We start from the raw sequence: 19,498 nt of genomic DNA on the forward strand, positions 1-19,498 counted from the left end.
GGCCGTTACCGCAGCGATGGATATGTACTCGGCCATAAGCCTGGCCAGCTGTCAGACTGACTTCGTGAGCAAGCTCCTACCCAAAAACTCAGATATCTGATCTTCTAAATAGATTCCAAGGCGCAGGTTACACGGTGGCGAAAGGGTTCACTCTCCTATACGTGGTCACAGCATGCTGTGCCAACAACGACAGAGAAACATCGCCCTCAGGACCGTGCATTCGATTCTTTCGCTTTAGTTGTCGCCCGTATAAATAAAATAGCAAGTTGCAATCTTGACTCTTCTTTGAAATGCATTGAAAACCTTCCCGTTTGAGTTGTTGGTTTTCAAGCGTTAGTTTGCGTGCCTGATAAGTTGTCGGTGTGCGCTTGTCAGTGCTTGGCAAACGTTTTAGATGTCGCCAGGTTGCAAAATATTAAATCGAATCAATAGGTCGCCAGAACACGTGCTGGCGGCGGCGTTGTTATAGGCCTGTTTTTAATGGAACAGGCCAAGGAGTGTCTTTTTATGCAGGAAGCAAATATCAAGACAGGCGACAGTGCGCTCGGCTTCATCAGCCTTTTCAAACTGGCCGACCTCGAACGGGCACTGTTGCCCTACAAGAACAATGAGCACTACGACGCGGTCATCCGTTATTACTTTGCCTGTGTCGGCATGCCGGATTCCCACAGGCTGCTCGAGCCACTGGGGCTCTTGAAGCAGACGCTCGCCAAGCTGGTGGGCACGCGCAGGGTCAAGCGCAGCCAGGAGACACATATCTCTGGCCCTGCCAGGGCGGGGATTGATCTTGCGCAGATATACGACAAAGTCGAACAGCATGAAGCGCGCCTTCAGTTCAGTGCCGAGCAGATGAAAAAGTTGCCCGCGGAGGTGCCCAAGACGTTGCACTTCGTCTGGCTCGGCGGTGGCCTTGGCGACATTCAGCGCGATTACCTCAATGTATGGCGACAGGTGTTGGCCCGGCAGGGTTATACCCTGAATCTTTGGTATGACAGCGATGCACTGCTGGCCTGGCAAACCAATAAGCTTATTGTCGAGGCCGCCAAGGCCAATGTTTTTTTACATGACGTAGATGTGCGTATTAGTGAAATCGAGTTGGGTGCCCTGTACAACGAACATGCCCTGGTTCTGAAACAACAGATGCAGGCCCATATTAATACCGCGGTGACGAATGGCAGATCCGCCGATGAGGCCCGGATCGATTTACTGGCCCGCGCCTACGGTCAGGATACGCAAGTGCTGCGCCAACAATTGGAACGCAATCGGCGCAGTGTCCTGGACATGGACGGCTTCAAGTTGCGTGATCTAGCCGACGGCGCAGTTTCGCTGCAATTGCAGGAGGTCTATGACCGGCAGATGCGCTTGCTCGGCAATATGGCGGCAGCCTCGGATGTGGTGCGCGCTGAAGTCCTGTTTGCCGAAGGTGGCAGTTATACCGACATCGACCACCTTCCACCGTTATCGACAACCCTGGGCGGCGTCGACATCAGCGGGTTTAGCGATGATGCCCGCCTGGGCACCCTGCAATTGCTGCTGAACGAGAACCCCGGATGGATGCCGGGTCGCCAGGCTTCCTCCCGTTATCGCGTGCATATTCCCGCCGAGCATCTGCCGGCACTGCAAGCGTTCGTGCAAGGCCGGCCAAGCTTGAGCGAGGTCTTCGCATTGCCGACGGAGCGGTTGGCCCGACCTTTCGCGCTGCGGGCCTTGAGCATGGAAATGTCGTTATCCAATGCCTTCCTGATGGCCCATCCGGGCGCTGAGATGCTTGAAAGCGTGATCGATCGTCTGCGCGCCAATCACGAGTTGATTGAAGCGTCGGTCCAACTGGCCGCCCAACGCGATGTGACATTGAGCGACGTTGCTGGGATGTTGGCTCTGGTGGAAGAAGTCTTCGAAACAACCAATGGACCGCTGAGCCGCCTGCCGATGGGCGAAGTGCTCAGGGCGATCGCGCGAATATCGGGCGTAGCGACCCACTTCGGCGACGGCATTCGCTTCGAGAGCGAAGGAACCGTCCATCTGACGGGCCCCGGCGCCATGCGTGACGGCATGGCCGACTACGCGAACACACACTTGAGCGCGGAAGTTGCCAGCACCTTGCACAAGGAGGCAGGCATAGCCCCTCACCTGACGGTGAACGGCGCCACAGAAGAAGAGCAGGATCACTCCTGGAAAGAAAATGGCAACCAACCCGAAAAATGGGTCAGCAACGAGCAGGCACGCTGGCGTGAAGGTCAGTACCGCACGCGCTACAGCGGCGACATCGCCCAGTTGCTCAAGCATTCGACCGTTGAGTTCCAACAGGGCTGGCCGCTGATCGAAGGCCGCGCCGTGCTGCTGACCGATCTCCTGGAGCGATTGGTCGAGGGGCTCGGTGAGCCGTTCATCGAGGCGATGAGCCGGGGCCACGATGGTGAGATTCGCTTCGACAAGCCGCTGCCGTTGAGTTTCGATGATCGCCAGCGTATCCGGCAGCAGCCTGCCGATGCACTGGTTCCGGTGTTCCTGAGCGACGCAAAGATGCAAAGCCTGGGGATCGACGACGTACTGGGCGAGATTGCCAGCGGCTTGCGGCGCGTCATTGAGGCCAGCCCTGTGCAAAGGTTGTCGCTGGGCGTGTTGCTCGGCTTGGAGACTCTGGATAACCCGCATTTCAACGCGGCTACCAGCGCGCTGGAGAACCTGGCCAACAGCGTTGCCGAACAGGCTGTGGCCGGCCGTTACGCGGTCATCGAGCGGCAATTGTTCAAGCGCAAGGCGCCAGGGTTCATGAGCGGCCTGGCGAGCGATTTGGCGGATGTGCCGCTGCCGTCCGACAGCGCGCTGGCGCTGAAGAAAACCGCTTTGAAACAGGCGCGGACGCTGTTCCAGTGGGGGCGTCATGTCGCACGGATCCAGAAGGTGGCAACCCTTGAGCATCGCCTCCAAGTGGTCGAACGCTCCGGGCAGGTGCTGGACGGATTCGGCCACACCGGTGTGCAAATGGTCCCCCAGGATTTGCTGCTCAACGGCGATGGCGAGGCGATTGGTGGGCGCTGCTATCCCTTGGCGTTGGTGATGAGTGCAGCGCTTGCCCAGGGCGACGTCGCCTCCGGGCACTTGCGCGAGCGCTTCTTCCTGGCGGTACTCGAACCCGGACAAGCCGACTCCCAGGCCTTTGTGCAAAGCCTGGAAGCTCTGCGGGACGTGTCGCTGGGCGAGGTGGGTACGCGGCTTGGCCAGGCGAGCCTGGACCAGATCACTGCCGCACTCGAAAGACACGTCGCGCCCCGTACGCTGATGCTCAACTCGGACAACCATTCGATGCTGGTGGCCAAGACCGCTAGCGGAGAACGCGCCAGCTATCATTTTTTCGACCCCAACTTTGGCCTGTGCAAATTCGACCATGTGGACGGGCTGCAACGTGCGCTGGAACACTTTTTCCAGACCGAGGGCATGGCCCGCTATTACGCCGCCTATGGTTCTGAAACTCGACCGCAATTCGATCTGATCGACCTGCACAGCGCCAAGATCTCGACCTTGGAACTGTCTGACGGTTTCACGGTGGAGCACCTGCTCAAGCCCGATCCCTTGCCAGGAAAACCGGCGCTTGAGATTCGCCAGCGCTTGAACAGGGCCTATGGAAAATCCCTGGTCGACAATTCGCATCTGGGCAGCAGTTTGCTGGCGTTGGACAGCCATTGGTGGGGACAGCAGATCGCCCAGGCAACGGTCGGTTTGCAGGCGCTGCATGACTCGCCGACGCCGCTGGTGCCCTTGTTCGAAACGCTGGAGATCACGCCCGAAGGCCAATACCGAGTGAGCTTGATCGATCCCGCGCAACCGCAACAGCAGGTCCGCGTGCTCAGTGACGATCATCGCCTGCTGCGGATCAAGAACTGGTTGTCGGAACAGTTCTCGACCCTGGCCCGCCAACCTGTGCAGACCGGTGGCGTCCTGGATCCGACCGAGGCCGGCAGTGTCCATACCCTCAACGCAGGCTTCACCATCCAGGCCTTGATGAACGCCTTGCGCGGGCGGGAAGGGGATGACCGAACGTTGACCACTGCCGTGCGCTTGCATGCCTACGTCAACTACGCGCAGTTGGTGCACGGCAATGTCGTGGATGTGGCGGGGCTGGTGCAGTTGGCTCGCACCGCCCTGGCGGAAGAACGGCTCATTGCCGGCACGTGTGCGCCGGTCGTTGGTCAGGCGCTGGGGCATGCGGCCAACGAGGGCGTCGGCGCGGTGTTGGGGCTGGCCAATGTCGGCTTTGATATCTATCAGTTGAAGACCGCGCAAACCGGCATCGAAAAAGCTCAATTCGGTACTCAGCTGACATTCGACTCTGCCAGCCTGGCCTTGACGGCGGGCGGCGTTGGCGCGGGGTTGGCCGGGGCGTCTACCGCTGCGGCGGTGCTTGGCGGTGCGGGTGTGATTCTGGGTGGGGTGGCCGTCGGGGTGGCCGCCCTGGCCCAGGGGTTTGCCAGCATCGCGCAGCAGGCGCGGGACGTCGGTCAGTTTTTCGATGAGCTGGAACAGGCCTATCGTGGTGACGGCTACCACTACGATCACACGCTGGCCGCGTGGGTGGCACGGCCTTCAATGATCGTCAGAAGCATCGACCTGGCGGAGGGGACATTGCAGCTCGACAGTCCGAAGCTGTATCCCCTGCATGATCATTTTGGTGTGCCGGGCTTCGATCCCGATGAGGCGCGGGCGATCGACATCCGTCAAGAACTGGGGCTGCCCGGACGGATCGGATTCGTCCCGCCGGCCGGACAACCCATCGTGCTGCCCTGCACGCCGCAAACCACTTACGGCTATGAATACAAGGCGCTGCCCTTTGCTCGCTGGCGCCATGATCGCGGCTTCGACACGGCCCGGCGGCTGGAGAAGAGGCAAGCGGACGGCACCTGGCTGTTCTTGTTCTCGTTCTATTCGTTTCCGTCCGACTACATTCTCAATCGCCTGAGTCCGGTGTATGGCGAAACGGTCATCCGGGTGAACCTGGATGCGCTGGAGCGGACACTGGTGATTCCCGTGCTGCCAGAAGCCTGGCATGGAAAGTTGTCCTATCGGCTCAGGGGCGCGGGTGCGCGCTGTACCGTGACGCTCAATCCCGGGGTCGATATCAGCCTTGTTGCACCGAACCAGACGTATTGCCGCTGGGTGTTGCAGGCAACCTGGGCCAATGAGAGTGATATCCGTGTCGAGTCTTCCGGCGAACTGTACATCGGCTCCGTCCATGTCACGCGTTCCGGCGGCCGGCAGGAAGTGCTGATCCGTACCGCTGATCAATTGTTCAGCGTCACCGGGGACAAGCGCCAACTGGAGCTGATCGAGCAGACGGCGCCCGAGGGGCTCGATGAGCAGGCGCTGCTTGACCACTACACGGCCCTGGCGCGCGAGCATCGATTGGCGCTGCCCTATACGCCGATCCATCACTATCTGATCCCGTTCGAGGATCCCCGGCAACTGCGCTACACCACGGCCTGGTATGACGCGGGCGAAGACCGCTTTCTCTATATCCGCGACGACATGGCTGTGCTCGGCGAGCCGCAGCTGTCGGTCGTCATGGGCACGTCTGCGTATTTCTACGATCCCGACGGGTTCCAGATATGGCAGACGGATTGCGCGACGGGTTTGCTCAAGTGTCGCTACCTGTTACTGCTCCAGGAGGGGCAAAGCACCATTCGCAGCCTGGAAGCGGATGCGCAGGGGGTGATTCATGTGGTGCAGGAATACCGCCTCAATGATCAAACTGTCCGGCAATACCGCTACCTGATTCATGACGGGCAATTGCTGTTGAGTTCCGTCACTTACGACACTGCGCCGCAACTGCAGGCGCTGCTGCTGACCACCGATACCCTGCCCGAGTGGTCGTCCGTACTGGGCGACGTTCTGCGGCTGCCCCCCGGGCCTTCGAATAACGGGGCGACGACCGTCGATTGGCAACCGGCTTCGTACGTTTCGATCTGCTGGACGATTGCGCCCGACTCCCGAGACCTGGCGTGGGTACGCAGCAGCGATCGACGGCTGATCCTTGCGCAACCCGCCAGTTCTCATCCCCGTGGCTGGGATGACTCGATCAAGAACCTGGACGGGGTGATGCTATTGCCGATGGCCGACGACAGCGATGTGTTCTTCGTTTACCTGCGAGTGACCTCCAACCAGACGCTCTGCCGACTGCAGCGCAGCGTGTACGACGGTAGGGCGCTGTGGACCCAGCAATGGGTGCAGCCTGAGGGGCTCAAGCAGATCCTGGCCGTCGACGGGGGGTATGTGGCGCTCGATGAAAACGGGCTGTTTTTCAACCTGGGCGCGCAAGAGACGTTGCAATTTGCTGGCGTGAGCGAACAGTGGCTCAAGGGGCGTGCCCGGTGGTGGCAGGCGCTCGAGCCGTTGGCCACGCGCTACCCGGGCAAGGATTTTGCCATTGCCGGTCTGCGCAACGTTGCCGGTGACGGCAACCTGTGTGCCTGGTACGTGAACAGCCGATTGTTGTTGTGCGATCCGGGACTCGACAAGGAAGTTCGCTTGCTTGGCGTGACGCCCGATAACCAGTCGGTCTGGTTGTTCGATCGGTCGAGCGGTGAAGTATTGAACCAGGCATTCTTCGACCCGCAGCGGCTTGACCAGGCATTCGGCACTGGCTCGCAATTGTTGCCGGGCGACAGCCTGCCGGCGTATCAACGGGAGTGGGCGAGCTGGCGGTTTGCCGAGGTCACGCTTGAGGGCAGCGGCTTGCGCGGGACCCGCGTGGACGGCGTGTCGCTGGCGCTGCGTTATCAGGAAGCGGGGACCATCACCGGGGTCAACCACGACTGGGTGAGCGCCCAGGGCGAACGTCTGGTCGAAGCCCTCCAGCGCCTGCTGGAGCAAGCGCAGCATACGGAGTTCGTGTCGGTGGAATCCGAGCCTGGAAGCCTGCAATGGTATGACGTGCAAAGTGCCCGGCTGCTGCGGGTGACCGGCCAAAACCTGCCCAGGAACTTTACCTTGCTCGGCACTCAGGCTCAGGTCAACGTGCTGCTGCACAAGCATCAGGATGGGCGGGTGCTCATCTATCCGGACAAGCGCAGCATCGGGCCGTTCGATTATGTCCAGCGCAACGCCCAGGTGCTGGTCGTCGAAGGGGCGAAGGTCGGCCGCGATCTCTTGCCGCTGATTCCCGATGAGGTCAATACGTTGATCCTGCGCTTGGGCCAAGGCGCGGTGACGTGTCATTTGACGAAGACGGAGTGGCTGAAACTGGACTCGGTCATTGTCGACTGTCGACATGCCCTGGGTGAGCCACCCGCCACGGCAAGCACATTGATCTGGGCATTCGATGAGCCTGGAAAACTCGTGTTCGAGATTGTCCAGGCGCATCTGGTCATTGTCGATCCGGACAGTGAACACTGCCTGATCTTGCGTGATGTGTGTTCCGCCGATCCGGACTTGCGCGGTGAAATATGCCTGGGCTTCAACGCTGCGCAGGCCCGCCCGGTGTCGACGTTGGTGGCACGGTTACGGGACCTGGGAGGGGTCGGCAGTGCAACCCTGAAAGAGCTGCAGGCGCCAGCGCCGGTCCAAGGCTAGGCGGTCCCCCTTCAGGGGACCAGGTAGCCCCTCACCCCGGTAAAAATGATCTGCGCCGCCAAGGCGCAGACAAACAGCCCCATCAGGCGGCTGACGATCTGCAAGCCCTGGTCGCCGAGGATTCGTTCGATACGGCTGGACAGGTAGAGCACGACACCGACGGTGAAGCTCGCCAGGGCGATGCTGATGATGGCCATGAGTTTGTCGTCCCAGTGCGGCTGGCTCACACCCATCACCAGCAGGGCGCCGATGGTGCCGGGGCCGACGGTCAACGGAATGGTCAGTGGGACGATGGTCACGTCCTGCTGCACGTTGTCGGTCTGTACGGCCGACTTGCCCTGGGCCATGCCCAGTGCCGAAATGAACAGCACACTGCCGGCGCCGATACGGAAGGCGTCCACGGTGATGCCGAACACGCTGAAAATCACCCGTCCGAACAAATACAGCAACACGCTGGAGACCAGCGTCGCGGTCGCGACCTTCCAGGCCAGGCGGCGTTGTTCCTTGCGCGAATAGCCGCGAGTCAGCCCGATAAAACACGACAGCACGAAGAAGGGGCTATAGAGCACCAGCATCTTGAGGTACACGCTGAATAGCACGTGGAGCATGGTTCAGACTCATTGCGAAAGACATCGCTGGAGTCTATCAGCCTCTGAATCGACTGTCGGCATTTGATTGGATGTAATGGCGGGACGTTTTTTATTCGAAGGGTTGTTTTGACTTTGTTTTATTAATGTTGCTGGGTTGACTTTTATTTTGAAGTTACAAGTCAGGTGTTGTTGTGCCTGATTGAGTTGGTTAGTGTGGGGTCGCAGGTCATGGAGTGACTTGCTTTATAACTTAAGGAGTAACTTATGAGTTTTGAAGTGTGTGATAGCAGTGTGGCCGCCTGTGTGGCGCGTCTGGAAAGTTATGATATTTATCCCGATGTCAGTCCCCGCTCGTTGTATTCGGGTGATATCGAGCCCCCTGCGAAGGGATCGGTTGTCGGTGAAGGCATCCTGGCGTTCGCCGGTGGTCTTTCTCCCCAGCATCAAGAGGACGCGCAGCATGCTTTTCTCTTTGCTTCCCTGGTCGCCAACAGGCAATTCCCTCTCGAATCCCAAGGGCGAGAGTGGTACTACAAGTTTGTTGAAGTCATGACGAACGCCGGTTGGGTCGCTACCCAGCGGTTCTATGATGACCTGAGCATTGCCGGTAACACCGTGCGGATGGACAAACTGGTGTTGGACATCCTCGCGTCCGTAGTGTCGGGTATTGCCCTTGGAAGCGCGGCGTCGGCGTTGCTGTTGAAGGTCGCTGACAGTGCGATTACTGCCTTGCAGAAGAAAGAAAAGACGCTGACTCTTTTTGAGCGAAACCTGCTGGAACATGGGGTGGGCGGAATGGCGGCCGGTACCTGCGTCGAGATTGATGGTGAAGTCAGCATGTTGCTTGGCACCGTGCGCTTTATCCGGCGCAACAGCGCGACCCAGGTCTTGTTTGCAGATTGGAGCAGTCGCGAAGTGAAGTTGTATAAAGGTGAATCGGTTTTCAGGAAAGTGCCGAGTATTGTCGAGCGCACCCGGGGCATCATTATTGGCAGGTTGGGTAATCATGCCGTAAGCAAGATCGAAGAATACGAAATCTAAGCTTCATTTCAATAAGGCAGCCGGAGGGTCGGTTGCTTTTTTTCAAGAGGAATAAAAGCATGGACAAGGCATATTCGGTTTTTGTTAACGCGGCGGCGATTGTTTTAGTTCCCTCCATTGTGCGGGACGCAGCAGTTGACGACCTGATGAACTCGGTCTTGCTCGCGCAATTGGTGGCTAACAAAAATCTGCAACGCATACCAAACGCTGATTGGTACGGTAGTTATATGGACGTCCTGAGAGTCGCCTGGATATCAGGTGCCAAGCGGCGAAAGGACCTGCTACCGAAACAAGAAGGGACCAGCTCGCCATTGGAGTGGGTTGCAGAAATACCCTTGGACGATCGTCCGGATCAGCAACAGCAGATCATGGCGGTGTTGGACCGTGTCGCAGCGTTACCCGGCTCGCTGCCAGCGCTGAGTATCCTGCGCAAGCATATGCAAAAACACAACGAACCTGATCCGCCGCAGAGCCCTTCATCGTCCAGCCCCGTGCGCTTGTTGGTGATCGTGGCGCACAGCCCAGTTTCGATGACCGGTATCTGTTTGCAGTTCAACACAGGGAAATCAATCGATGCCAACCCTTGGCGGCAAGGCTTTGATGGCAAGGATATTGACGGTTGTGTGTCAGCGCGTTACGTCCGCATGCAACTGAGCGAAACATTGTTCGCGCCTGCCCGTGATGTTATCGCCCGTAAGGTTGCGGCTTTCGTCGGCGACAACATTGCCGATATCACCAAGGCGATCGATGATTCAGATGTTCTTCCTGCCGAAGAGGTCTGCAGATGAGGGGGCCGATTCCATCTGCCGCAGTCGTTGGCGGCAGTGTCGTTTCGTTCGCCGCCGGTCTACCTGATTCCCATCGGGAAGATGTGTACTTGAGCACGATGTATGCGCAACGGGCCACCTGGGCGGCCTATCGCGACGGGTTGTCTGGTCACTGGTTCGACTATTACTGCAATCAGCTCAGATTCCTGGGCTGGGACGTACCGCGCCCGCAGACGCTGCCGGTCATTGAAGGTCCGATGGGGGTGGGAGCGACACAACATATCGAGGCTCGTCTTGGCGAAGCTTTTCACGCCCCGGCCAGTGGTGCGTTGGTGGCATTGGAGAGTAATCCCAAAGCGCTCGAGCTGTTCGAATCAACCAGCCTGTCGCGCGACACGGGCATTTTCCAGATGATTCCCTGTGTGCCGAACGGCACCCATCGAATTGAAATGGGTGTCTATCACTGCCAGTTCCAGCTGCGTCGACAGACGTCTCGATTCTTGTTCATCGAGCGCGGCGACTGGGTGCGCAACAGCGTCGAGCAAATGACCGTCATCAACTTCAATACGCTGTACTACGCCACCTTCAGGGAAAAGGTAAAACGTTCGGTGATGTCCCAAACATCCGCCTACCTCAGCGCCCTGGAACTCTGAGGCGTGCTCTCCCGCAGGCTTGGCTCGGTTCAATAAGTCGATGCAGTCGGTTTTTGCTGATCGCGCTGGGCCACCCAGTGTTCGATCAGCTCACGCAACTGCGACAGCTCCACCGGCTTGGCCATGTGGCCGTCCATCCCGGCCTGGCGCGCGCGTTCCTTGTGCTCGGCCAGGATGTGCGCGGTGAGCGCCACCACGGGAGTGCGGGTCCGCTGGTTGCCCATTTCCCAGGCGCGCAATTGCTGGGTGGCGGAAAACCCGTCGAGGATCGGCATCTCGCAGTCCATCAGGACCAGGTCGTAGCGCTGCTCCTTCATGGCCTTGAGGGCTTCTTCGCCGTTGCTGGCAGTGTCGGGTTGCAGGTTGAGCTTGCCGAGCATGCCGCGGATGACCTTGGTGGAAATGCTGTTGTCCTCGGCCACCAGGATGCGGAAATCGCTCGGCACCTTCACCGGGAGGGGAGGGCCGGCGTTCACCTGCACATTCGTCGCCTGGCCCCGGTTGCGCTGGTTCAGCTCGTCCGCCAGGGTGGTCTTGAGGGTATAGCCGGCCACCGGTTTGGCGAGGATGCGCTTGACCCCGCTGTTGCGTGCCACGATCTTGCTCGGCGCATTGCTGATACCGGTGAGCATGATCAACAGGATGTCGTGGTTCAGGCTCGGGTCTTCCTTGATCTTGGCCGCCAGTTGCATGCCGGTCATGCCTGGCATGTTCTGGTCCAGCAACACCACGTCGAAATAATCGCGCAGGTGCGCCTTGGTGCGCAGCAGCGCCAGGGCTTCCTTGCCCGATGGCACCGCACTGACGTTCAGGCCCCACGCGCTGCACTGTTGCACCAGTACTTTGCGGCAGGTGTCGTTGTCGTCGACGATCAATACCCGCGCCCCTTGCAGCGGGCCATCGAGGTCGGAAGTCGGATGTTCGAGGCGATCCGGGTCCAGCGGCAGGGTCAGCCACAGGGTACTGCCCTGGTTGCTGCCGCTTTTGATGCCGAATTCCCCGTGCATCAGCACGATCAACTGACGGGCGATGACCAGGCCCAGGTTGCCGCCCAGGCGCGTGGCCGAGAGGAAATTCTTGCTGTGCAGCTCGGCGTGCATCAGCGTGTCGCGCTCTTCGGCGTCCATCGGCGTCCCGCTGTCCTGCACGGCGATGCGCAGGCGCGGCTGATTGCTGCGCTCGTCGAGGGCGACGACGATTAGCACTTCGCCCTCGTCGGTCTTCTTCAGGGCGTTTTCCAGCAGGCTCAACAGCGCCTGGCGCAGCCGCGTCGGGTCACCGCTGATCACTCGCGGCACCTGGGGCTGGATGAAACTGATCAGCTCGACATTCTGCTGTTCGGCCTTGGCCCGGAAGATACTCAGGCAATCCTCGATCAGTGCATTGAGGTCGAACTGCACGTCGTCCAGTTCGATCTGCCCGGATTCGAGCCGGGAGATGTCGAGGATCTCGTTGATCAGGGTCAGCAGTTCATTGCCGGCGCTGTGGATCGTCTGCACGTAGTCGCGTTGCTTGACCGACAACGGCGTACCCAGCAGCAGCTCGGTCATGCCCAGCACGCCGTTCATCGGGGTGCGGATCTCGTGGCTGATCTTGGCCAGGAACTCGGCCTTGGCATTGATCTCGGCATTGCTCGCCGCCAGGTCGCGGCTGATGCTGAACCGGCTTTCGTTGATCGAGCGCTGGCGTTCGCCCAGGGCGACACTCATCAACAGGCCGCTGATGCAGATGAAGGCCAGCAGGGTGATGATCAAACCCTGGGGAGGAACTTCCGTGAGCCCTTGCAGGGCTGGAAGGATGATCAGCGTGCCCAGGTTGAAGACCACCATGGCCGCGACGAACAACCGGGCCGGGCGGTAGCCCTTTTGCCAGTGCCAGGCGCTGACGAACAACATGCTCAGGCCGGCCAGGGCCACCAGGGCATAAGTCATGATATTGAGTGGCAGCGTATTGACGAACAACAGCAACAGGCTGCACAGCATGACGAACACGATGTCCCCCAGCAGCAGCCGGTTCAACGGGTGCGGTCCCAGGGGCGCGAAGAAACGGTAGGCGAACATCAGGCCGCAGGGCGCGGTCAGCAACAAAGCCAGGTAGGCCCCGGGTGTCTGGACGGCAGGCCAGTTGGGTAGCCAGGGCCCGGCCAGGTTCAGCAACAGTGCGAGGCTGAGCATCAGCAGCCCTTCACAGGCTGCCAGCCACAGGCAACTGCGTGAGCGGGTGTAGGCATAGCGGGTGAGGTTGTGCAGGATCAGCATGGCGATGCAGCCGAACAGCAACCCATAGATCAGCGTCTGGTTCTGATCGGCCGCGGCCACGACGGCCGATTGCAAGGTGATGTAGGGGCGCAGTTCATGGCGCGAGGACAGTCGCAGGTAGACGTCCAGCGATCTGTCGCTGCGTGGCAGGGGCAGCATGAAATCGCTGCTCGGTACCGCCGGTTCGGTGTGCGGCGTGGCATTGCCGCTGACTTGTTGGTCAACCAGGGCGTCGCCGTCCAGCACATAGAGGTTCAGGCGTGACAGGTCGGGCGCGAAGATGCGCAGGATCTGTTCATGCCGGTCGGGGGCCAGGCGGAAACGCAACCACAATGCCCCGCCGGGCTCGGCGGCCTTGAGGCGGTCCAGGTCGATGGGGCTGAATTGATTGGTGTAGCGGGCGGAACGGATGTCGCTCAGCGTCAGGTCGCCCTGTTCGTCGAGCAATACCGCCCAGCCACTGCCTGGCGCGGCCTGGGCCGGGAGCATGCAGAGCAGCGTCAGCAGGGTGACGGTAAGGCCTATGGCAATCCTGAGCCAGCGCACGGCGAAATCCCTTCGTAGGTTGATGCCAGATTATAACTATGCGCGGCGCCGGAACAGTCAGGCAAGGGCCGCAGACCCTTGCCTGGCTGAATGGCTGGGTTATTCCAGATTTTCGCCACGCTCGCGGGCAATGGCACGGTAGCCAATGTCCTTGCGGTAGAAGCAACCTTCCCAGTCGATCTCGGCGGCAAGCTTGTAAGCCTGCTGCTGAGCTTCGTCGACACTGGCGCCCATGGCGGTGGCGCAAAGCACACGACCGCCGGCGGTGACCACTTGCCCATCCTTCAACGCCGTGCCTGCATGGAAGACCTTGCCTTCCAGGCGGGCTGCGGCGTCCAGGCCCTGGATCGCGCTACCCTTGGCGTAGTCGCCCGGGTAACCGCCAGCTGCCAGTACGACACCGACGCTTGGGCGCGGATCCCACTGGGCTTCGACCTTGTCCAGTGCCTGGGCCAGTGCGGCCTCGACCAGCAGGACCAGGCTCGATTGCAGGCGCAGCATCACCGGCTGGGTCTCAGGATCGCCGAAACGGCAGTTGAATTCGATGACTTTTGGGTTACCAGCCTTGTCGATCATCAGGCCAGCATAGAGGAAACCGGTGTAGACATTGCCTTCTTCGGCCATGCCGCGCACGGTCGGCCAGATCACCAGGTCCATGACGCGTTGGTGTACTTGGGCGGTTACCACCGGGGCTGGGGAGTAGGCACCCATGCCGCCGGTGTTCGGGCCGCTGTCGCCGTCGCCGACACGCTTGTGGTCCTGGCTGGTGGCCATTGGCAGGACGTTCTTGCCATCGACCATGACGATGAAACTGGCTTCCTCGCCGTCGAGGAACTCTTCGATCACCACGCGGGAACCGGCGTCACCGAAGGCATTGCCGGCGAGCATGTCGCGCACGGCGGCTTCGGCTTCGGCCAGGGTCATGGCAACGATCACGCCTTTACCGGCAGCGAGGCCGTCGGCCTTGATCACGATCGGTGCGCCTTTCTCGCGCAGGTACGCCAGGGCTGGTTCGATTTCGGTGAAGTTCTGGTAGTCGGCGGTCGGGATCTTGTGACGCGCCAGGAAATCCTTGGTGAACGCTTTCGAGCCTTCCAACTGCGCCGCACCGGCGGTCGGGCCGAAGCAGTCCAGGCCACGGGCGCGGAACAGATCGACCACACCGGCGACCAGCGGCACTTCCGGGCCGACGATGGTCAGCGAGACGTTCTTCTCGGCGAAGTCGGCCAGTTGTTCCAGGGCCAGCACGTCGATGGCGACGTTTTCGCATTTGGCTTCGATGGCGGTGCCGGCATTGCCCGGTGCCACGAAAACCTTCTGCACGCGTGGATCCTGAGCCACTTTCCAGGCCAGGGCGTGTTCGCGGCCACCGCTGCCAATGATCAAAACATTCATTTCAAAAACCTCGGATGACGCTGATTCTGTTGAGCATCGCAGAGATGCTTTTCTGTGGGAGCGAGCTTGTGTGGGAGCTGGTCTTGTGTGGGAGCAAGGCTTGCCCGCGATAGCATCACCTCGGTTTGCCTGATGGACCGAGTTGCCTGCATCGCGGGCAAGCCTTGCTCCCACAGAGCCTTGCTCCCACACCCACCCAGCTCCCACAGTGAGTCGGTGTATCAGTGACGGAAGTGGCGCATGCCAGTAAAGACCATGGCGATGCCGGCTTCATCGGCTGCGGCAATCACTTCGTTGTCACGCATCGAACCACCCGGCTGGATCACGGCGGTGATGCCGACCTTGGCCGCGTTGTCGATGCCGTCGCGGAACGGGAAGAACGCATCGGAAGCCATGACCGCGCCTTGTACCTGCAAACCGGCGTGTTCAGCCTTGATGGCGGCGATGCGGGCCGAGTTCACGCGGCTCATCTGGCCAGCGCCGACACCAATGGTCTGGCGGTTCTTGGCGTAGACGATGGCGTTGGACTTGACGTACTTGGCGACTTTCCAGGCGAAGATCAGGTCGTTGATTTCCTGCTCGCTCGGGGCGCGCTTGGTCACGACCTTGAGGTCTTCGCTGCCGATCATGCCGATGTCGCGGCTCTGGACCAGCAGGCCGCCGTTGACGCGCTTGTAGTCCCAGGCCGGCACACGGTCGGCCGACCATTGGCCGCAGGCCAGCAGGCGGACGTTGGCCTTGGCGGCAACGATGGCGCGGGCTTCTTCGGTGACCGACGGGGCGATGATCACTTCGACGAACTGACGCTCGACGATGGCCTTGGCGGTCTCGGCGTCCAGCTCACGGTTGAAGGCGATGATGCCGCCGAAAGCCGACTCGGTGTCGGTGGCGTAGGCCAGTTCGTAGGCCTGGCGGATGCCGCCCTCGGCGTCCGGGCTCACCGCCACGCCGCACGGGTTGGCGTGCTTGACGATCACGCAGGCAGGCTTGACGAAGCTCTTCACGCATTCCAGCGCGGCGTCGGTGTCGGCCACGTTGTTGAACGACAGTTCCTTGCCTTGCAGCTGGGTGGCGGTGGCAATGCCGACTTCGGCAGGCTTGGCTTCCACGTAGAACGCCGCGCTCTGGTGCGGGTTCTCGCCGTAGCGCATTTCCTGGGCCTTGACGAACTGGGTGTTGAAGGTGCGCGGGAATTCGCTGCGGCCTTCGGTCGACAGGGTTTCAGCAGCCTGGTTCACGGTGCCCATGTAGTTGGCGATCATGCCGTCGTAGGCGGCGGTGTGTTCGAAGGCCTTGAGCATCAGGTCGAAACGCTGGGCGTAGGTCAGGCCACCGGCCTTGAGGTTGTCCAGCACGCTGGCGTAGTCGCTGGCGTTGACCACGATGGCTACGTCTTTGTGGTTCTTGGCCGCCGAGCGGACCATGGTCGGGCCGCCGATGTCGATGTTCTCGATGGCAGTCGGCAGGTCGCAGCCGGGCTTGTTGATGGTGGCTTCGAACGGGTAGAGGTTGACCGCTACCAGGTCGATCGGCTTGATGCCGTGTTCGTTCATGATGGCGTCGTCGATGCCGCGACGACCCAGGATCCCGCCGTGGATTTTCGGGTGCAGGGTCTTGACCCGACCGTCCATCATTTCTGCAAAACCGGTGTAGTCCGCGACTTCCACTGCGGCAACGCCGTTGTCCTGCAGCAGCTTGAAGGTCCCGCCGGTGGAGAGAATCTCGACGCCCAGCTGTTGCAGCTCGCGGGCGAATTCGAGGATCCCGGTCTTGTCGGAGACGCTGATCAAGGCGCGGCGGATCGGCAGGCGGGTGGTCTGGTCGGTCATTTCAATTTCCATCAAAAGCAAGGGAAGTCAGCAAAAAAGGCGACCGTTTTTTACGCGGGCGCCTTTCTGGTTTGATTGAATGCTTACAGCAGATCGTACTGCTTGAGTTTCTTGCGCAGGGTGCCGCGGTTCAGGCCCAGCAGCTCACTGGCCTTGGTCTGGTTACCCTTGACGTAGTTCATCACGCTTTCGAGCAGCGGCGCCTCGACTTCGGAAAGCACCAGGTTGTACACATCCGTGACGGCAGCGCCCTCAAGGTGGGCGAAATAATTGTGCAGCGCCTTCTCGACACTCCCGCGAAGGGTCTGGCCTTCTTCGCTGGGCGTATTGAGGTGCTGTTTCAAATTCACGTTGTCGCTCACGGGTGTTGTTCCACTCACTAAAGTCTCGGTCATCATCGTCATGCGGCCACCCCTTCGTCCCCTGTCAGGCTCTTGTAACGCTCAGCGAAGAACGCCTGAACGTCGGCGCATTGTGCTTGTGTACCATCCAAACGATTGAAACGGGCGCGAAACTCCCTGGCGCCCGGCAGGGTTGCGAGATACCAGCCCACATGCTTGCGAGCAATGCGTACACCCATGACTTCTCCGTAGAAGGCATGTAGCGCGGCCAGATGCTCTAGCAGAATACGTTCCACCTCGGACAACTGCGGCGCAGCGAGCTTTTCGCCGGTGCGCAGGAAGTGTTCGATCTCACGAAAAATCCATGGCCGCCCCTGGGCGGCCCGGCCGATCAACAGGCCATCGGCACCGGTCGCGTCGAGCACGTACCGGGCCTTCTCGGGCGAATCGATGTCGCCGTTGGCAAAGACCGGAATCGACACTGCCTGCTTGATCGCGGCGATGGTGTCGTACTCGGCTTCGCCGGTGTACAGGTCGGCACGGGTGCGGCCATGGACCGCCAACGCCGTGATGCCCGCCTGTTCGGCGATCTTCGCCACCACCAGGCCATTCTTGTTCTCCCGGTCCCACCCGGTGCGGATCTTCAGGGTCACCGGCACATCGACCGCGGCGACGACCGCCTGCAGGATCTCGGTGACCAGCGCTTCATCTTTCAACAGTGCCGAGCCTGCGGCCTTGTTGCAGACCTTCTTTGCCGGGCAGCCCATGTTGATGTCGATGATCTGCGCCCCCAGCTCGACGTTCGCCCGGGCCGCCTCCGCCAGCATCTGTGCGTCGCCACCGGCGATCTGTACCGAGCGGGGCTCGGGATCGCCTTCGTGGATCATGCGCAGACGCGATTTGCGGGTGTTCCACAAACTCATGTCGCTGGTGACCATTTCCGAAACCACCAATCCTGCGCCCAAGCGCTTGCACAGCTGACGAAAGGGCTGGTCGGTGACGCCCGCCATAGGGGCGAGAACCAGGCCGTTCTGCAATGTATATGGGCCGATGCGTACCGCCGACATAGGACTTCCCTGAAGTGGGGCCGGATCATGAGACTTCGAAAAAGGGTTGGCATGATACCCGCTCTCGATGACTGGATAAAGATCGAATTGGATAAAATCTGAACAGCTATTTTGTTATCGCCAGCGGTTTGGTCTGGGTGGGGTCAGTCAGAAAGCTGCCGTCAATCGGCCGACCCTGGCCGGTTTCATTCGGGGGAATGGAAGCTCAGGCTGTAGTTCACCGCCTTGGGCCCAGGGTCCAGGATATCCAGTGCGATGTGGATGGGCGTCTGGGGCGGCATTTCGCCGCGGTCCTGGAGATCGCCACCCAGGTACTCCCCGGGCTTGAAGCGGCGGCTGGCGATCAGGTGTCCGTTGAGGTCGGCAAAGCGCAGTTCCAGCAGCGGAAAAGGCTGGGAGAAGGGCGCACGGTTGTAGATGATCGCGTCCACCACTAGGGCACCGCTGAACTCCGGATGGCTGCGCACCACCAGGTTGCTGCTCTTGATCTTGGCGATGTCGACCTTGGACGGTACGTCGCAGCCGATGGTCGGGCAGATTTGCAGGAACCATGGCCGGTACTGGTCCTGACGGGCCAGTTCCTCGAAATGGTAGGCGATGTACTGGCCGCCCAAGGCCGCGGCGGCGAGCAATATCAGCAGGCCCCATAACATGCGTCGGCCCCAGGGCGAGCGGCGTTTGCGCCAGTCCAGTTGCAGCGGGTCGTCGTCCAGGTCGTGGAGGGCTTCGGCGCGTATTCCCGGCTCCTGGCGTTCCCGCGACTTGCGCAGCGGCAGCGGTCGCTCCGGCTCATCGTCGTGGTCGTGGTCATCGGTGGCGGACAGGCGTTCGAGGTGTTCCTCGGGCTCGTCGTCCGGCGCCAGGTGGAGCGGGGCGACCGGTTCGTCGTCCGGTTCCAGCGGTTCGAGGGCCAGGGACAGGGACGGCTCGGTACGCGGTGGCCGCACCGGTTCGTGGGGTTCGAACGGTTCGAAGGGGGTATCGAGGACGGTTTCGGCGCGTTCGCTCAGGGTTTCGCTGTACAGGCTGTCGTCCCAGGCGTGCTGTTCGCCAGAGAGCGAGTCGCGTTGCGCGCTCAGGTTGTCTTCCCGGCGCCGGCCGGTGTTTCCCGGCGCGCGATTGTCGCGCCGCTCCAGGCGCGCCAGTTCCTTGTCCAGGTCATCCAGATCCAGCTCGGCGGCGCTCCATTGTTTCTGGCTGATCGCCCGGGGCGGGGCTTCGGCGGCGGGCTTGGAGGGCGGCGCGACGGGAGGCACCGCTTGCTTGGCAGTGCGTTGTTCCAGCAACTGTCGTGCGGCATTGAACACCTGCAGGCACGAGCCGCAACGAACCACCCCGCGGGCCACGCTCAATTGAGCATGGCTGACGCGAAAACGGGTGTGGCAATGCGGGCACTGGGTGACGAAGCTGTCAGTCATGCGGCAATCCGGTGGATACAGGCGGTC

At 60.8% G+C, this 19,498-nt stretch carries 11 protein-coding genes; 4 read left to right on the forward strand and 7 right to left on the reverse strand.

The features are described 5' to 3' along the window. Nucleotides 1–507: 507 nt before the first annotated feature. Nucleotides 508–7,566 carry a TcdA/TcdB pore-forming domain-containing protein gene (locus B0E42_RS15505; protein ID WP_077506783.1) on the forward strand — a complete coding sequence of 2,353 codons (7,059 nt, stop codon included), beginning with the start codon at nucleotides 508–510 and terminating at the stop codon, nucleotides 7,564–7,566. Between the two features lie 11 nt (nucleotides 7,567–7,577). Here the strand turns inward: B0E42_RS15505 and B0E42_RS15510 are convergent, their stop codons facing one another. Beyond that, nucleotides 7,578–8,174, reverse strand: coding sequence for a MarC family protein (locus B0E42_RS15510; protein ID WP_014336378.1), 597 nt, complete (start codon nucleotides 8,172–8,174; stop codon nucleotides 7,578–7,580). A gap of 246 nt (nucleotides 8,175–8,420) precedes the next feature. Here B0E42_RS15510 and B0E42_RS15515 point away from each other — a divergent pair, with 246 nt between their 5' ends. The 3 genes from B0E42_RS15515 to B0E42_RS15525 all read left to right on the forward strand — a co-directional run bounded on the left by B0E42_RS15515 (nucleotide 8,421) and on the right by B0E42_RS15525 (nucleotide 10,617). Next, entirely contained in the window at nucleotides 8,421–9,197 is a 777-nt protein-coding gene (locus B0E42_RS15515; protein ID WP_018605683.1) for a hypothetical protein, read from the forward strand. Nucleotides 9,198–9,256: 59 nt separating this feature from the next. Beyond that, the gene (locus B0E42_RS15520; RefSeq protein ID WP_053177933.1) at nucleotides 9,257–9,985 is read left to right on the forward strand and encodes a hypothetical protein; all 729 of its coding nucleotides are present in this window, start codon (nucleotides 9,257–9,259) and stop codon (nucleotides 9,983–9,985) included. 98 nt (nucleotides 9,986–10,083) lie between these two features. Continuing rightward, entirely contained in the window at nucleotides 10,084–10,617 is a 534-nt protein-coding gene (locus B0E42_RS15525; protein WP_077506784.1) for a hypothetical protein, read from the forward strand. Between the two features lie 29 nt (nucleotides 10,618–10,646). On the opposite strand, the gene B0E42_RS15530 is transcribed toward B0E42_RS15525, so the two are convergent. The 6 genes from B0E42_RS15530 to B0E42_RS15555 all read right to left on the reverse strand — a co-directional run bounded on the left by B0E42_RS15530 (nucleotide 10,647) and on the right by B0E42_RS15555 (nucleotide 19,471). Further along, nucleotides 10,647–13,421 (reverse strand): hybrid sensor histidine kinase/response regulator, encoded by a 2,775-nt coding sequence (locus B0E42_RS15530; protein ID WP_053177934.1) that lies wholly within the window; start codon nucleotides 13,419–13,421, stop codon nucleotides 10,647–10,649. A gap of 99 nt (nucleotides 13,422–13,520) precedes the next feature. Further along, nucleotides 13,521–14,816: a phosphoribosylamine--glycine ligase gene (purD, locus tag B0E42_RS15535; RefSeq protein ID WP_077506785.1), complete on the reverse strand. Its 1,296-nt coding sequence runs from the start codon at nucleotides 14,814–14,816 to the stop codon at nucleotides 13,521–13,523. A 221-nt stretch (nucleotides 14,817–15,037) separates the two neighbouring features. Then, a complete protein-coding gene (purH, locus tag B0E42_RS15540; protein WP_053177935.1) occupies nucleotides 15,038–16,645 on the reverse strand; it encodes a bifunctional phosphoribosylaminoimidazolecarboxamide formyltransferase/IMP cyclohydrolase in 1,608 nt (535 codons plus the stop codon). An 83-nt stretch (nucleotides 16,646–16,728) separates the two neighbouring features. Beyond that, nucleotides 16,729–17,049, reverse strand: a complete 321-nt coding sequence (fis, locus tag B0E42_RS15545; protein WP_003186237.1) for a DNA-binding transcriptional regulator Fis — start codon at nucleotides 17,047–17,049, stop codon at nucleotides 16,729–16,731. Further along, nucleotides 17,046–18,053 carry a tRNA dihydrouridine synthase DusB gene (gene dusB / locus B0E42_RS15550; RefSeq protein ID WP_053177936.1) on the reverse strand — a complete coding sequence of 336 codons (1,008 nt, stop codon included), beginning with the start codon at nucleotides 18,051–18,053 and terminating at the stop codon, nucleotides 17,046–17,048. Before dusB ends, fis begins: the two co-directional genes overlap by 4 nt. A gap of 185 nt (nucleotides 18,054–18,238) precedes the next feature. Then, a complete protein-coding gene (locus B0E42_RS15555) occupies nucleotides 18,239–19,471 on the reverse strand; it encodes a DUF3426 domain-containing protein (protein WP_053177937.1) in 1,233 nt (410 codons plus the stop codon). Nucleotides 19,472–19,498: the final 27 nt, after the last annotated feature.

The organism is Pseudomonas sp. A25(2017), assembly GCF_002001065.1.
Lineage (GTDB): Bacteria > Pseudomonadota > Gammaproteobacteria > Pseudomonadales > Pseudomonadaceae > Aquipseudomonas > Aquipseudomonas kilonensis.

Bases quoted from the DNA above. Each gene is read 5' to 3' on its own strand.
- B0E42_RS15505 (WP_077506783.1), top strand. From the start codon at position 508: ATGCAGGAAGCAAATATCAAGACAGGCGACAGTGCGCTCGGCTTCATC.
- B0E42_RS15510 (WP_014336378.1), bottom strand. From the start codon at position 8,174: ATGCTCCACGTGCTATTCAGCGTGTACCTCAAGATGCTGGTGCTCTAT.
- B0E42_RS15515 (WP_018605683.1), top strand. From the start codon at position 8,421: ATGAGTTTTGAAGTGTGTGATAGCAGTGTGGCCGCCTGTGTGGCGCGT.
- B0E42_RS15520 (WP_053177933.1), top strand. From the start codon at position 9,257: ATGGACAAGGCATATTCGGTTTTTGTTAACGCGGCGGCGATTGTTTTA.
- B0E42_RS15525 (WP_077506784.1), top strand. From the start codon at position 10,084: ATGTATGCGCAACGGGCCACCTGGGCGGCCTATCGCGACGGGTTGTCT.
- purD (WP_077506785.1), bottom strand. From the start codon at position 14,816: ATGAATGTTTTGATCATTGGCAGCGGTGGCCGCGAACACGCCCTGGCC.
- purH (WP_053177935.1), bottom strand. From the start codon at position 16,645: ATGACCGACCAGACCACCCGCCTGCCGATCCGCCGCGCCTTGATCAGC.
- fis (WP_003186237.1), bottom strand. From the start codon at position 17,049: ATGACGATGATGACCGAGACTTTAGTGAGTGGAACAACACCCGTGAGC.
- dusB (WP_053177936.1), bottom strand. From the start codon at position 18,053: ATGTCGGCGGTACGCATCGGCCCATATACATTGCAGAACGGCCTGGTT.
- B0E42_RS15555 (WP_053177937.1), bottom strand. From the start codon at position 19,471: ATGACTGACAGCTTCGTCACCCAGTGCCCGCATTGCCACACCCGTTTT.